General features: G+C 49.6%; 16 protein-coding genes. 1 reads left to right on the forward strand and 15 read right to left on the reverse strand.

Annotation, left to right across the window (positions count from 1 at the left end; genetic code table 11):
- Positions 1-3 precede the first annotated feature (3 nt).
- On the forward strand, positions 4-765 hold the full coding sequence (locus ACJB0T_RS15780; protein WP_479294628.1) for a TatD family hydrolase: 762 nt from the start codon (positions 4-6) through the stop codon (positions 763-765).
- 402 nt (positions 766-1,167) lie between these two features.
- Here the strand turns inward: ACJB0T_RS15780 and tatC are convergent, their stop codons facing one another.
- From tatC to ACJB0T_RS15855, 15 genes are all read right to left on the reverse strand, one after another.
- The gene (gene tatC / locus ACJB0T_RS15785) at positions 1,168-1,920 is read right to left on the reverse strand and encodes a twin-arginine translocase subunit TatC (protein WP_479294626.1); all 753 of its coding nucleotides are present in this window, start codon (positions 1,918-1,920) and stop codon (positions 1,168-1,170) included.
- Between the two features lie 83 nt (positions 1,921-2,003).
- Positions 2,004-2,408: a Sec-independent protein translocase protein TatB gene (gene tatB / locus ACJB0T_RS15790; RefSeq protein WP_479294624.1), complete on the reverse strand. Its 405-nt coding sequence runs from the start codon at positions 2,406-2,408 to the stop codon at positions 2,004-2,006.
- Positions 2,409-2,411: 3 nt separating this feature from the next.
- Positions 2,412-2,663: a Sec-independent protein translocase subunit TatA gene (gene tatA / locus ACJB0T_RS15795; protein ID WP_479294622.1), complete on the reverse strand. Its 252-nt coding sequence runs from the start codon at positions 2,661-2,663 to the stop codon at positions 2,412-2,414.
- A 55-nt stretch (positions 2,664-2,718) separates the two neighbouring features.
- Positions 2,719-4,353, reverse strand: a complete 1,635-nt coding sequence (gene ubiB / locus ACJB0T_RS15800) for a ubiquinone biosynthesis regulatory protein kinase UbiB (RefSeq protein WP_479294620.1) — start codon at positions 4,351-4,353, stop codon at positions 2,719-2,721.
- The gene (locus ACJB0T_RS15805; protein WP_479294618.1) at positions 4,350-4,985 is read right to left on the reverse strand and encodes a ubiquinone biosynthesis accessory factor UbiJ; all 636 of its coding nucleotides are present in this window, start codon (positions 4,983-4,985) and stop codon (positions 4,350-4,352) included. Before ACJB0T_RS15805 ends, ubiB begins: the two co-directional genes overlap by 4 nt.
- 10 nt (positions 4,986-4,995) lie before the next feature.
- The gene (gene ubiE, locus ACJB0T_RS15810) at positions 4,996-5,778 is read right to left on the reverse strand and encodes a bifunctional demethylmenaquinone methyltransferase/2-methoxy-6-polyprenyl-1,4-benzoquinol methylase UbiE (RefSeq protein ID WP_353497385.1); all 783 of its coding nucleotides are present in this window, start codon (positions 5,776-5,778) and stop codon (positions 4,996-4,998) included.
- A gap of 45 nt (positions 5,779-5,823) precedes the next feature.
- On the reverse strand, positions 5,824-7,338 hold the full coding sequence (rmuC, locus tag ACJB0T_RS15815) for a DNA recombination protein RmuC (protein ID WP_479294616.1): 1,515 nt from the start codon (positions 7,336-7,338) through the stop codon (positions 5,824-5,826).
- 67 nt (positions 7,339-7,405) lie between these two features.
- Complete coding sequence (gene fliJ / locus ACJB0T_RS15820; RefSeq protein WP_042502082.1) at positions 7,406-7,837, reverse strand: flagellar export protein FliJ; 432 nt, start codon at positions 7,835-7,837, stop codon at positions 7,406-7,408.
- A 48-nt stretch (positions 7,838-7,885) separates the two neighbouring features.
- Complete coding sequence (gene fliI / locus ACJB0T_RS15825; RefSeq protein WP_479294614.1) at positions 7,886-9,235, reverse strand: flagellar protein export ATPase FliI; 1,350 nt, start codon at positions 9,233-9,235, stop codon at positions 7,886-7,888.
- On the reverse strand, positions 9,228-9,977 hold the full coding sequence (gene fliH, locus ACJB0T_RS15830) for a flagellar assembly protein FliH (protein WP_479294612.1): 750 nt from the start codon (positions 9,975-9,977) through the stop codon (positions 9,228-9,230). Before fliH ends, fliI begins: the two co-directional genes overlap by 8 nt.
- A gap of 2 nt (positions 9,978-9,979) precedes the next feature.
- The gene (locus tag ACJB0T_RS15835) at positions 9,980-10,996 is read right to left on the reverse strand and encodes a flagellar motor switch protein FliG (RefSeq protein WP_112461401.1); all 1,017 of its coding nucleotides are present in this window, start codon (positions 10,994-10,996) and stop codon (positions 9,980-9,982) included.
- Complete coding sequence (fliF, locus tag ACJB0T_RS15840; RefSeq protein WP_112461402.1) at positions 10,962-12,704, reverse strand: flagellar basal-body MS-ring/collar protein FliF; 1,743 nt, start codon at positions 12,702-12,704, stop codon at positions 10,962-10,964. The genes ACJB0T_RS15835 and fliF overlap by 35 nt, the downstream gene beginning before the upstream one ends.
- 3 nt (positions 12,705-12,707) lie before the next feature.
- Positions 12,708-13,064 carry a flagellar hook-basal body complex protein FliE gene (gene fliE, locus ACJB0T_RS15845; protein WP_042502074.1) on the reverse strand — a complete coding sequence of 119 codons (357 nt, stop codon included), beginning with the start codon at positions 13,062-13,064 and terminating at the stop codon, positions 12,708-12,710.
- A 12-nt stretch (positions 13,065-13,076) separates the two neighbouring features.
- Positions 13,077-14,414, reverse strand: a complete 1,338-nt coding sequence (locus ACJB0T_RS15850) for a sigma-54 dependent transcriptional regulator (RefSeq protein ID WP_112480151.1) — start codon at positions 14,412-14,414, stop codon at positions 13,077-13,079.
- A gap of 15 nt (positions 14,415-14,429) precedes the next feature.
- Positions 14,430-15,422, reverse strand: coding sequence for a MotY family protein (locus ACJB0T_RS15855; RefSeq protein WP_479294706.1), 993 nt, complete (start codon positions 15,420-15,422; stop codon positions 14,430-14,432).
- Position 15,423: the final 1 nt, after the last annotated feature.

Consider the following 15,423-nt stretch of genomic DNA (forward strand, 5'->3'; position numbering starts at 1 on the left):
GCCATGATAGATACACACGCCCATATTTACGCCTCTGAATTCGACCAAGACCGCGATGAAGTGGTACAGCGCGCACTTGATACAGGTATTGAGCACATTTTACTGCCGAACATCGATCTCGACTCCATTGAGCCTATGCTGGCTACCGAAGCGGCTTATCCACAAGTATGCCGCTCAATGATGGGTCTGCATCCATGCTATGTGGACGCTAATGTCGATCAAACGCTCAACACCATTCATTCTTGGTTCGACAAGCATAACTTTATTGCTGTAGGTGAAATTGGTATCGACTTGTACTGGGATAAAACCTATCGCAAAGAACAAGAGTACGCCTTCATCATTCAGCTGAAGTGGGCCAAAGAGATGAACTTACCAGTGGTAATCCACACTCGAGATTCGATTGAAGAGACATTAGCTCTGCTTAAATCCGAGCAAAATGGTGATTTACGCGGCGTGTTTCACTGTTTCGGCGGCACAATTGAAGAAGCGAAAGCCATTAACGATCTTGGCTTTCATCTCGGCCTTGGCGGTGTCTCCACCTTTAAAAATTCAGGTATGGATAAAGTGATTCCGGAGCTGGATTTGAGCAAAGTGATCCTAGAGACGGACTGCCCTTATCTAGCACCTGTCCCCCATCGTGGAAAACGCAATGAGCCTGCTTATACTGACCTTGTACTTAATCGCATAGCAGATCTCACCGAAATAAGTAGTAAAAAAGTGGCACAAATAACAACAAGCAATGCAAAATCACTGTTTTCACTGTAGTTTTTCATTTTTTATTGCTCATTCCGTGACAGAGATCGAGTTTAGTGTACACAATATAACCTCAAGTTAACGTAGAATATGCATCACTTTTATATGCCACTATAGACAAAGACAATGTGGCAGAGGTCACGCGTTTTTAGCTCGGAGGTAGGATATGTGCCAACATGGAAATCTATTACAGCGTCAGCACCGCACATTTTGGCAAAAGCTAATGGGCGTAAAAGAAGTGTATGTATGTTCGGAATGTGGCTACGTTCTTAAGATCCGCTAACACGGGTCCGGCTCTCACTGTCAAATGATACAAGAGACAAAGAGCGCTACCACAAATAACACAGAAACAAAAATAGCGGCCTAAGCCGCTATTTTCATATCTAAAGTGATGTCATCAAGCGACCACACGTTTTACTCTTGCTCAACCTCATCACTGTCATCTGGCTTACGCGTATAGAAGCGTGCAAAGAACAGCCCCACTTCAAACAACAGGCACATTGGGATCGCGAGCAGAGTTTGTGAAATCATATCCGGCGGAGTAAGAAGCATACCCACAATAAACGCCGCAACCACTATATAAGGGCGCTTCTGCTTCAAGCTTTCAACATCCGTCGCCCCTGTCCAACACAGCAGGATAATGGCTACAGGTACTTCAAACGCAATACCGAACGCTAAAAAAAGTGCCAGAACAAAATCCAGATAACTGGAGATATCAGTGGCGAACTCTACCCCGCCAAGTGAAATCGCGGTGAAAAAGCCAAACACCAGCGGAAACACCACAAAGTACGCAAACGCAACACCGCAATAAAACAGTAGCGAGCTTGAGAACATCAATGGCATGACCAACTTTTTCTCGTGCTTGTACAAACCCGGTGCGACAAATGCCCATACCTGATAAAGAATATAAGGTACAGCCACAAACACCGATGAAATTAAGGTGAGTTTAAGCGGAGTAAAGAATGGCGATGCGACATCGGTAGCGATCATAGTCGCCCCCTCTGGCAATCTTTCTACCAAAGGTTTAGAAACGAAATCGTAAATATTGCCAGAGAAATAGACCAAGGCTAAGAACACCACCAACACTGCGACAATCGCACGCAATAGTCGGTTACGAAGCTCTAACAGATGGCTAATCAAAGGCTGTGTCTGTTCGACGGAAGACATGAAAACCTCGAATAAAATACCGTGATCACAGGCGAGCTAACGTCCTATACACGGGAGACATATATACAGACAAGGGCTGATGTTCAGCCCTTGTTTAGATCTTTTTCTGGAGACTCATTCTCGGCAGGCTTGGCAGGCTCCGGCTGTACCGTCTCTTGTGGACGGGAATCAGATTCTGCAGTTGTCGCCTTGTCACTTGCATAAGGACGGGTGACTTCTTTTGCCGCCTGCTTCAATTCTTCTACCGAACTTTTCAGTTCCGGTGAGAGGTCTTCCATGCCCATTTTCTCAGCTTTTCGCAGGTTCTCTTGAAGCTCTTGAACTTTAAGCTCATGCGACAGCTCGTCTTTGACGTTGTTCGCCATCGCTTTTGCTGAGCTGATAAAACGAGAAACACTTCGGATAGCCGTTGGTAGGCGCTCTGGTCCCAGAACCACCAAACCAACTACAGAGATGAGTACCAGTTCCCAAAAACCGATATCAAACACGAATTATGCCTGCTCTTTGTCTTTCTTTGTTTCAGTAGAAGCGTCTGTTTTTTGTTGCTCAATGTTCTTTGGTTCAAAATCTGCATCTTTGTCGTCAGATTTTTTTGCCGCTGGCTCATCTTCGCTCATGGCTTTCTTAAAGCCTTTTACAGCACCACCTAGGTCGCCGCCAATACCACGCAGTTTCTTGGTTCCAAATAGCAGAATCACAATCACTGCAATGATAAGAAGTTGCCAAATACTAATACCGCCCATTCTTTCTACCTCGGGTCTTGGTTAACAAACAAATGATTTAATACGAGTTTATCGCTTAACGCCTGTAAGTACGCCAACTGAACAACCAAAATGTGATACCAGCAACGCCAGATACGACTGACAGCTGATCGTAAGGTCCTTCGAGTAGTATGGCGGAGCATACGATTAAAGTTGCGCCAACGCCAAACAAAAATTTACCGGTTCCATGTTGCCGTTTTGTTTCACGGTATCCTTGGTACAAGGTATCTATGCGTTGATTCATCGCTTTACCTTGTTTCAGGCTATCGTACAGCAACTCTGGAAGTTCCGGCAATTTTTCTGCCCAAAACGGCGCGCGATCTTTGATACCGTTAATAACTGCCTGCGGCCCAACTTGATTCATCATCCAGTTTTCAAGAAACGGCTTCGCCGTCTCCCATAAGTCTAGCTGTGGATAAAGCTGTCTGCCGAGCCCTTCAACATAGAGCAAAGTCTTCTGCAGTAATACCAGCTGTGGCTGCACTTCCATATTGAAGCGGCGCGCGGTATTGAAAAGATTCAGTAGCACATGACCAAAGGAAATTTCACACAGTGGCTTAGCAAAAATCGGCTCACACACCATGCGAATCGCAAACTCGAATTCATCGACATTGGTATCGCGTGGCACCCAGCCAGAATCCACATGAAGCTCGGCCACTTTACGATAGTCACGATTGAAGAAGGCTAAGAAGTTCTCCGCTAGGTAGCGCTTGTCCTCACTATTTAGTGTGCCGACAATGCCGCAATCGAGACCAATCCAAAGCGGATTCTCTGGGTGCTCATAGCTAACAAATACGTTGCCCGGATGCATGTCGGCATGGAAAAAGCTATCGCGAAATACCTGGGTAAAGAACACGCTCACACCACGCTCTGCCAGTAGCTTCATGTTGGTGCCATTGGCTTCTAGCGTTGGGATATCGGAAACCTGAATACCATAGATGCGCTCAGAGACCATCAAGCTTTCACTGCTAAAGTCCGGAAGCACCTCTGGCACATACAGCTCTTCGCTGCCTTCGAAATTGCGGCGCAGCTGAATCGCGTTGGCCGCCTCTCGGCGCAGATCGAGTTCGTCAAGCAAGGTCTTTTCATACTCACGAACGACCTCGACTGGCTTCAATCTACGAGCATCAGGCAGTGCCTTCGATACAATGCGCGCCATGCGATACATGAGTTTTAAGTCGGCATCGATCACCGGACGAATATCCGGGCGGATGACCTTAAGTACCACCTCTTGGCCGGTCGATTTCAGCTTAGCGGTATGTACCTGAGCAATAGACGCAGACGCCAGTGGCTTGATATCAAAATCGTCAAACCAGTTTTCAATCGGACCACCGAGTGCCAACTCCATTTGCGACTTAGCCAGCTCACCATCAAACGGAGAGACTTGGTCTTGCAGCAGAGCCAGTTGGTCGGCGATGTGTGGTGGGAACAGATCGCGACGCGTCGACATCATCTGTCCAAATTTGATCCACACCGGACCGAGTTCTTGCAGCGCCAAACGCAGGCGCTCACCTAACGGCTTTTCTGGATGCTTGTTCTTCATCCAAAACAGCGAACGTCTGACCAGCAGAGGGGCTTTGGTTAATTGATGCGTTGGCATCAGTTCATCAAGGCCATACTCAAGTTGTACCTTGATGATGTGATAAAGGCGCTTTATTTCACTCGGAGTCATACACGCTCCGAGTCGGTATTGTCACTGCCAGCGGCTGCTAGCAGCGCATCAAGGCGAGCATTGAGTCGCTCAACTTGGCTGCGCACGTCGTCGACATCATCGCAGAAGGCTGCAATCGCCAACGGTGGCGGGGCAATTTTCCACTCTTCGGTGAGCACCTGGCCGAAATGGTCTTGATGCTTTGACGCCTGTGAAGCGATAAAACCAAACAGGTTTTTAGCCCCTTGTACTGCAGTATGCGCAACCACATCACCGGTTACGCGTGACAACCACTCTTCGATATCCGGTTTACAGTCGGTCAGCAATGCTGAGAATTTTTGCGCTAACTGAATATCGCCTTCCAGCTCCAGTTTATCTTGTTTAATAAGCTTGGTGATGTTGGCCTGATCTTTAAGCTCAGGCAGCACAGAAAGGCTCAGTGACAGATAACAATCTGACTCACCTTCATAATTAGCCAGCACATCAAGTTGATGACTGAACACAAAGGTCAGTGATTTGTTGAATTCACGCAGGTGAACTTGAATCACCTGGCCTTTAAGGCGAGTGACACGACTGACCAGCGCATCGTCATCGTTGATCAGCGTATTCAGTGTGGTTTCCACCACCGCGGTCACTAATGGGTCAAATGGCATGACTCAATCCTTAGAATTTGTATCCACGGTGCAGGGCTACAATGCCACCGGTTAGGTTGTAGTATTTGGTGTGTTCAAAGCCTGCCTCTTGCATCATGCCTTCCAGAGTATCTTGGTCTGGGTGCATGCGGATCGATTCCGCAAGATAGCGATAGCTTTCCGCATCATTCGCCACCAACTCGCCCATTTTTGGCAGCAAGTGGAATGAGTACGCGTCATACACTTTTGACAGTGGCTCAACGATAGGTTTAGAGAACTCCAACACCAATAGACGACCGCCCGGCTTCAATACGCGGAACATCGAACGCAGAGCTTTGTCTTTGTCGGTTACGTTGCGTAGGCAAAAACTGATAGTAATACAGTCGAAGTAATTGTCTGGGAATGGCAACTCTTCGGCGTTCGCTTGCACGTAGTGCACGTTGCCAACGATACCAGTATCACGCAGTTTATCGCGACCGACATTGAGCATTGAGTTGTTAATGTCGGCAAGTACCACATGGCCTTTATCGCCAACAATACGAGAGAACTTTGCCGTCAAATCACCCGTACCGCCACCTAGGTCAAGAATGCGCTGACCCGGCCTTGCACCACTGCAATCAATAGTGAAGCGTTTCCATAAACGGTGGACACCGCCCGACATTAGGTCGTTCATGATGTCGTATTTCGCCGCTACCGAGTGGAACACTTCCGCAACGCGCGTCACTTTTTCTTGTTTCGCGACTGTTTCAAAGCCGAAGTGCGTGGTGTCGTCTTGTTGATTTAGCTGATTCGATTGCACAGTACTTTCCGTCATTATTCTTCCTCTTGGGCAGCGTTACGTCTCTGTCGCCGCAAGCGGTCAGTTTACTTTATCCATGTCTGGTTGTCTTTCCACCAGTGCATCATTTTGTGCGATTTCTGTGAGCGAAGGAGAAATCGAGCGCTTTACCTCAACACCAAGTTGTTTAAAGCTTTCTGCCTGACGAATCGCATTGCCGCGTCCCGTGGCTAACTTGTTCATCGCACCTTGGTAGCTTTGGTTGGCTTTATCAAGCGCACCGCCAAGCCCTTCCATGTCGTCAACAAACAATCTTAGCTTGTCGTAAAGCTTACTGGCCTTGTCGGCAATGACTTGAGCGTTTTGATTCTGTCGGTCGTTGCGCCATAAATTATCAATGGTGCGCAGCGCCACCAACAAGGTGGTCGGGCTGACAAGGATGATGTTGCTCTCCATCGCCTCTTTCACCAAGTTGGGATCGGCCTGAATCGCGACCTGGAACGCAGGTTCGACCGGGATAAACATCAGTACGTAATCCAGCGATCGAATGCCTTTGAGCTGATGGTAATCTTTTTGAGACAAGCCACGGATGTGATTACGCAGTGCCAGTAAGTGGTCACTTAGTGCACGTTCGCGCTCAGCATCGGTTTCTGCGTTGAAATAGCGTTCATAGGCCACCAGCACCATTTTTGAATCAATCACCACCTGCTTTTCTTGAGGTAAGTGAACAATCACATCAGGCTGGTAACGCTTGCCAGCCTCATTTTGTAGACTCACTTGGGTTTGATACTCATGGCCTTCACGCAATCCCGATTCCGCAAGTACGCGAGCAAGCACGACCTCACCCCAGTTACCTTGTTGTTTGTTGTCCCCTTTCAGTGCCTGAGTCAAATTCATCGCTTCTTTGGTCATCTGGTCATTCAGGTGCTGCAAGTTCTTCAGTTCATGCACTAAAGTGTGGCGCTCTTTGGCTTCTTGACTAAAGCTGTCATTGACCTGTTTCTTAAAGCCCTCAAGCTGCTCTTTGAGAGGGGTTAAAATGCCTTCCAAGCTCTGACGGTTTTGCACGTCTACTTTGGCCGTTTTAGCTTCAAATACCTGATTGGCGAGGCGTTCAAACTGTTCCTTTAAACGCAGTTCTGATTGCTGCAACAACTCTAATTTCTCACTGTCAGAGCGCTGCTGTTGCTGATAGGTAGCAAGCTGCTCACGAAGTTGGGCTTCCGATTGGGCGCGCTGCTGCTTCACTTGCTCCAGCTCACTGGCGTATTGCTGACGCTCTTGCTTCACGGCATCGAAATAACGCAGCTTCTCCATCGCTGCCATGACCTTGCCATGGGCTTGCTTGAGTTCAAACGCCGACTTATCTCGCTCATCATCAAGCTCATCAAGCTCTTGTTTTGCTTCTTGTAATTCGGTTTTCAGACGCTCGTTCTGCTGCTCTAATGCTGAAGCTTCTAACTCAGCCTTGTGCTCAGCCAAAGCTTGTAACTGACGAGATTTAAAATGCAGTACGGCGGCAGTGGAAAAACCGACCACTGAGCCTAGTGAAGTGATTGAAAGTAGGAGGGTTTGATTATCAATGATCCATTGCATGCTTTGCTTGCCATCAGCCGAAACTCGTACGCTAATGGTAATTTATACTGGATAAATGTCCAGATATTTACAGGTCGCGACGCTTGAAACGGGCGTTGATAATGTCTTCGATAAGCTTTTGCTCACGCTTCGCTTTTTCGTAATTCTGTTTTTTGTTCCAGCGCTCAAGTACCTGCTCCAAGCCCTGTACTCGCGCCGCTTTTTGCTGAAGCTGTTTTTGAACCGACTGACACTGAGCCTCCATCACCGCCTGCTCTTGCTGATGATGAAGCAGCATTTTTTGTAGCATCTGGTCGGCTAGATTGAGGTTCATCAGACCCACACTGCAGGTTTTGGTCGCCCCTTGGAAGTTGCGTGCTTTGAGCTCGGAAAGTGCCGCGAGCTGCTGGCTTAGGTGCTCACTTTGATGACGCATCGACTCTAGCTGAGCGCCAATTTGATCGCGTCTTAGCTCTTCTACTTGGGTCATCTTACCGACGGCGCGAATCTTACTTTCCACTCTTCCCTTCCTTAGCCTACGTTGTTATTCCTTAACGAGTGATTCCAATCAAGCACTCGGTTGAGCCTGAAACAGCGTCGCGAGCTCAGTCAAACTACTGGTAAGATTCACTGCTTCGTTGGCATCTTGCAGTAGATAACCTTTGAGCTGAGGATGCATCGCCACCGCGCGATCTAGTTCTGGATCTTGTCCTGGTTGATAGCCGCCAAGTGGTAGCAGTTCTTTGACCTGCAGATAGCTCGAATAAAGCTGCCTGAATTGATTCGCAATGGTGGAATGCGCCTGCGGAGTGCAACCCGACATACAGCGGCTGATCGAGGCATTGATATCAATCGCCGGATAATGACCTTGCTCCGCGAGCTGACGAGAAAGCACCACATGGCCATCAAGGATAGCTCGCGCCGAATCGACCACAGGATCTTGCTGGTCGTCACCCTCTGCCAGCACGGTATAGATAGCGGTTAAACTGCCATCAGGGTGCTCACTGTTACCGGCACGCTCCAACAGTTGCGGCAAGACACTGAATACCGACGGTGGATACCCTCGCGAAGCTGGCGGCTCGCCCAGTGCTAGCGCGATTTCACGCTGTGCCATGGCATAGCGGGTGAGTGAATCCATCAACAGCAATACGTCGTTGCCTTTATCGCGAAAATACTCCGCCACGCGATGACAAAGCTGGGTCGCTCGCAGTCTCATAAGCGGTGATTCATCAGCTGGAGCGGCAATGATGATTGCTTTGCGGCGCATCTCTTCGGTAAGGTTGCGCTCAATAAATTCACGCACCTCACGGCCACGTTCACCAATGAGTCCAACCACAATCACGTCCGCTTCGGTGTTTTGGGTGATCATCCCCATCAAAACACTTTTACCGACGCCACTGCCCGCCATTAAACCAATGCGCTGACCTTTACCCACGGTTAGCAAACCATTAATGGCGCGCACGCCGACATCGAGCGGCGTGTCGACCGGACGTCTTTTCAGTGGGTTGATGGGATTCGGCTCCAACGATACTCGCTCGCCGCCTTTGAGTTTCACGCCATCATCAAGCGCTTCCCCCAACCCATTTACTACTCGGCCTAACCAGTGATTGCCCAGATTGACAGAGCTATCGCCATCAAGCGGCACCACTTTGGCACCAGCAAACAGCCCACCCAATCTGCGCACAGGCATGAGATAAGCAATATTATGGTCAAAACCCACTACCTGAGCTTCAATCATGTCGCCTTCGTCGGTTTCTACCAAGCAGCGCTGCTCAAGCTTAAATCGACAGCCGACCGCTTGTAACATCAGGCCATTCACCTTTACCAAGCGCCCCGTCACTCGCGCAACGGGAATGGTGCTCAACGAAGCAATCGCATCGTGTAAGCGGTCGTTAAGAAGCGGCGAGACGTTAGACATCGCGTTCCTCAGCGTCATTGGCAATCACTTCATCCAGTAGATGCTCTTTTACCGCATCCATGCACGTCTCTAAGCGAGAGTCACAGCTAGCATCCGCTTCTGCCTCATCGGTGACCAGATGACAACCACCGACCGGCAGCTCAGCTTTCGCCACCAGCTTCCAACCTGCGGCAAGTTCTGGGTTGATATCTGTTATGCGCTCTAGGTCTTGAGGGTTTAGGAACACGGTGACCTTTTCTGACTTACCCGGCATGGCTTCCAGCGTTTCATCGACTAGGGCAAGGATTTGCTGCGGCATTAGCGTCAGTTCAGCACGGATGACTTGCTGGGCAACCTTTTGCACCAACTCACAAATCACATGCCGTTGCTGCTGTTCTTTCTCTTCCTGCCAGCGCGAGAGCGCCACATAAATATCGTTCACCGGTTTTACGGCGTCCAAGTAGGTCTGCTTGCCGGCTTGCTCACCGGAGACAAAGCCTTGCTGAAAACCTTCTTTCTGGCCTTCGATTATCCCTTGCTGCTTACCTTGTTCAACGCCTTGGTTAAACCCTTCGCGATGACCACGTTCAAGGCCTTGTTGAAAGCCCTCTTCCAGACGCTGCTGAATATCCATTTGCGTCGGTGCGTCATCCCAGCTGAGATCCGCCGCCAGTTCTTCACTAGCAGAAGGCTGGGCAACAGGCGGAAAGCGGTGCTGACGATAGCCTGTTGCTGGCAATGTGAATACTTTGCTGCGCGTCATGATTACTCCACCGTCTGCTCTTGATACAGAGTGAGTTCAATCTCACCAGCTTCCGACATCTCTTTGATGATTTGCATGATCTCATTGCGGGCACGCTCCACCGTACTCAGTGGCACTGCACCGCGTAGTTGCATGTCATCTTCTAGTGCTTTGACCATACGCTGCGGCATCGAGGCTTTGATCGCTTGCTGCAAGGTAATTTCCGCGCCTTTCAGTGCGACAGACCAAAGCTCAACAGGCACCTGTTGTACCAAGGCATCCATGGTGTCTTCACGCTGCCTGCCAAGTACCATAAAGTCGAACATGTTCTCTTCAATTTCGCTCACTACCTTCTCATCATGGAGCTTGAGCATTTCCATCAACATAGCGCGGTCGCCAGAGAAGCGGTTGATGATATCGGCCACCTGCTTCACGCCAGACATCGGCGCACTTTGACTCACCGAGACTTGCTCGATGCAGCGCTCAATCAGCTCATTCAGATCGCCCACCACTTGGTGGTCAATATCTTGCAGTGTGGCAATGCGATACAGCAGCTCATCATGGTAGTCCGATGGCAAATGGTTCAGTACTTGCGATGAGGTTTCTGGTGGCAAGTAAGCTAAGAAAATCGCCTGCATTTGTGGGTGTTCGCTGGCAACAAAGCGCGCCAGTACTTCAGCTTCAACCCATTGCAGTCTCTGCATGTTGTTGCGAATTTCATCGCCGTATAGGTTATTCAGAAGGCCTTTAGCCAAATCGTTACCCAGAGCTTTGCGCAGCGTATTCGACAGATACTCTTTTGATGCGCCGCGAATGCCACTGTGTTGCCTAAAGTCGTCAAAGAAGTGCTGAATAACATTTTTCGCACTGTCACTCTTGATGCCACTGAGCTTTGCCATGGCTTTAGTGACGCGCTGAGTTTCATCACGAGAGAAGTGACGCAATACCTGTGCGGCGGCATCTTCTCCCATGCCGAGCAGCACCAATGCCGTCCGTTCGACGTGACTAAGCGTTGCTGGCGTTGACTGTGCTGTTTTCATTGACGTTTACCCATTGTTTAAGGACTTCGGCCACGCGCTCCGGCTCTTCGGTCGCGATAAGTTGTAGATGTTTCAATTGCAGTTCAAGCGGTGATCCCGGCGGTGGCAACATATCGCTGCTCGCATCCAGTCCGGACGATGTCGACTCAATTCCGCGCTCCGTTAGCTTGCGGTTGAGACGTTCTTCGCGCTCACGCTCTTCGCGAGTTTGAATATTTTCTTGGTACTCTTCTTCTTGAGGCTCAGCAAATTCCAGTTCATGGCCACGCTTGTCCGCACCTGTTAAATGCATGATCAGTGGACGCAGCACAAAGAAAATCATTGCCATGCCAAGCATGCCGCCAATCACGTAACGCAGCGGCTGCTGAACCGTAGGGTCTTGCCACCAAGGCATCGCTGGCGGCGCTTCAATCTCGATTGGCGTGAAGTTAAAGCTCATCAAACTCAAACTATCGCCACGCTCGGTAGAGATGCCCACCGCATCGGTGATCATGGTAGAGATTTGTGCACGCTCAGCCGGTGTCCACGCCGTGCCGTTTGGCGCCGCGGTCTCGTTAAGTAGAACAGAAACACTTAACTTATCGATTTGACCTTGCTGGTACTGAGTGCGACGAACGCTGCTACCGACCGCATATTGACGATTCAGCTCACTACGTGCATTGGTATTTTGACTGTCGTTGGTTGGCACCTCACCCGTGACTGGCGGTTGGTTACTCAAAGAGCCAGGGATACCGAGAGCAATCTTATCGACGGTGTTGTTCTGGATGCTGTGCTCGTTACGTACCACCGGGTTGGAGTCGAGAATTTCTTGAGTCTCTTCAACTTGGCTGAAATCCATATCCGCCGCGACTTGAACACGAAAGTTACTTGGCCCAACAATCGGCGTAAGCATGTCTGCGGCGCGCTGGATGATCTGCTTCTCAACGTTCTTTTGATACTCCAGATATTTCGCATTCACCTTGCCGGTTGCCGCCGAAGCAACATCGGCACTGAGCAAACGGCCGTATTGGTCGATAACCGATACCGATTCAGACTTCATACCGGTGACACTGCCCACCACCAAGTTGATGATCGCTTCCACTTGATCCGGCTTGAGATCTTCACCCGGTTTTAGCTCAATCATCACCGACGCCGAAGGATCTTCACCTTGTTGGCGCACAAACAGGGTTTGTCTTGGAATGGCTAAATGCACACGAGCATTGGAAATGGCATTAAGAGAAATAATGGTGCGAACCAACTCCCCTTCCAAGCCATGACGATAGCGCGCGTTTTCCATAAATTGGCTGGTACCCAGTGAACTGTCTTCTTTGAGAGAATCCAGGCCGGTTGGCAACTGAGCCTTAACGCCTTTTGCGGCCAGTAGCATGCGAATCTTCGCCACTTGCCCCTCAGCAACAAGCACTTGGCCATTTTGCTCTTGAAGACGATAAGCGATGCCTTCCGACTCCAACACCGAGACAATTTCGCCAATGTCAAAACGCTCTTGCTGGCTATACAGCGGACGATAGCTTTGTGATGAACTCCATAGCGCGACCACAATGATCGCCGCTACAATCGCCGCCAACACAGCAGACAATACAAGGTTGCGCTGCGAGCTCGACCATAGCTTTTTCAGTCTGGCTTGAACATCATCTGTTTTGGATGCCGACTTAGGCGCGACATCAATAGAGCCCGGCATGGTCGCCGTTTGAGGTGCTAATTCAGACATAGGTTACACCGGCATCTTCATGACATCTTCAAATGATGCCACGACCTTGTTGCGAACCTGCATCAATGCTGAGAAAGACAAGCTGGCTTTTTGACTAGCAATCATCGCGCCCACTAAGTCATCGCTTTGACCGGTTTCCACCGCCGTCATTTTCTTCGATGCCAGCGATTGGTGCTCATTGACCATATCGAGGACATTCTTCATCGCCCCAGAAAACGCCAACGGTTGATTGACCTTTTGAGTGTCCATCGGATTGTTGGTCACCATAAAGTCCGGTTGAACTTGCTGCTGCATCGCTTGCATCTTGGTCAGCATCAACTGCTCTGCGGATACGGCATTATTGATAGGTTGCATCGCCATCTAATTTCTCCTTTATGCAGCCGAGCCGATGGCTGACTGTAAATCAATTCCTTGCTCGCGCATCGCGGCTAGCTTGTAGCGCAGTGCACGTGTAGTTACCCCAAGCGCATCCGCCGTTTTCGTGCGGTTACCGCCAAATTGGCGCAACTTTTCGAGAATAAACTGGAACTCGGCCTGCTTTTTCACTTCCACATGCCCCATACCTTGTTTGCCCATCCCTTGATGGATAGCTGCGCTCGCCGTTGGCAGTTCGACTGGTAGCATCAAATCGTGCGCAGTAATGTAGTCGCCGTGACGCATGACTAAGGCGCGCTGAATGACGTTTTCAAGCTCGCGGATATTACCCGGCCAGTGGTAGTGACACAGCGCTTGCTCGGCATCCGCCGATAAATGGCAATTGCTGTGCTCTTTGTATTTGTTGATGAAGAATTGGCTGATCGGCAAAATGTCTTCTTTGCGATCGCGCAGTGGTGGCCAGTGCAGTGGCAGCACATCTAGACGGTAATAGAGATCTTCTCGGAACTGACCTTTACGCACTTCCTCACGCAAGTCTTTGTTGGTCGCGGCAATCACACGAATATCCAAAGCGATCGCTTTATGGCTGCCAACACGCTCAACCTCGCGCTCTTGAAGCACACGCAGTAGCTTAGCTTGTACTGCTGGTGACATCTCACCAATTTCATCAAGCAAAATGGTGCCGCCATTAGCCTCTTCAAACTTACCCGACTGAGAGCCAGTCGCGCCGGTAAAGGCACCTTTAACGTGACCAAACAGCACCGCTTCTAGCATCGACTCTGGGATTGCTGCACAGTTCACGGCTACAAAAGGCTGATTGCTGCGTGGGGATTGATCGTGAACATAGCGAGCCAATACTTCTTTACCGGTACCCGATTCACCCGTAATCAATACGCTAGCGCTGGTGCAAGCGGCACGATGCGCCAGTTGCAATACTTGTTTACTACGCCATGATTCCGCCACGATGTTTGCCATCGGTTTTTCCAGCGCTTCCACGCGCTGAATAAGGCTGAGTAGCTGCGCGCCTTCAAATGGTCGCAATAGGTAATCCGTCGCACCTGCTTTCATTGCTTCCGCCGCCAAGATCCCTTGGTCTTGCTCAACAATGGCAATCGCCACACCCGGATTGGATTTACGTTGGTGACAAGCGATCCATTCACGAACACTCATGTCCGGCAGCGCCGAGCTGATTAAACTGATGGTGGCTTTATCTTGAAGCAGTGCCGCACGCCCTGTTTTCACATGCGTCACGCTAAAGCCCTGCTCTGTCAGCAAGTCGATTATCGGCGCGGCATTGATGTCGCAAGGCTCAACGAAGAGAATATCCTTATGCATTAGCTGAGTTGGCATTTATTGCACCTCTGTCTTCTGATCCATTGAAGACGCTGATTGTGAAGAATCATGTCTGACTACGCGCACGGTGACACGACGGTTTTTCGCTTGGCCAAATTCGGTATCGTTGGTGCTCACTGGATAACGAGCGCCATGGGCACGGACTTCAATAAGCGACTTCGGTGCGCCAAGCTCCATCAAGGTACTGGCCACATCATCGGCTCGCACGCGTGACATCTGTAAATTACTCGTGGTACTGCCTACATTGTCGGTATGCCCATCGACCAGCACTTTAGACACGCTATGATCTGCATTGAGATAGCTCACTAGCGATTCCAAAGTACGACGCTGTTCGCTCGATACCACACGCTGGCCAAATTCAAAGTTCAGCACCACATCGCGCGCTTGTTGATAGCTCATTTCAGGGAGCGCAATACGGCAGGCGTTAAAACGAATAAACGCAGACTCAATACGGGTCGATGGCAATACGTAAGCGTCGCTGTGTGCATGAGCATCCGACATAGCGCTCACTCGAACCCAAGCACCTTTGCTCATGGCACCGAGCAGTGGCTCAATGCCGACATCGAAGATCGCATAACCCTTAGTGGTTTTTGCCGCTCTGTCGACCATGCTGTGCTGTGCCGGAGTTTGCCAAGGCGCTGTCAGCTGAAATAACTGGGCTTGTTGAATAGGTTTATTAGGCAAATAAAGAACAGCGGAAAGCGGATTATTTGGTTCCGCGTGGAAGTAAAACTTCCCCATATTATTTGGCAGTTGATGTTCAAGGCGACACTCAAACTCACCTTCTTTAGCCTGCCAATTAACCAAATCCATAGGCATATTAACGTCAGCACCAAATGAGAGGTTAGCACCAAAAACAAAGCTGCTAAAAACAAGCAGCGTAAACAATTTATCAACAACTTTAGATTGAAACTGTATTTTACAATCCCCTGACCAAGAAAAACTGGCCGATAATAAAGAAACCCTATTTTTCCCTGCCCGAGAATTCATA

This window comes from Vibrio sp. CB1-5, from assembly GCF_059412285.1.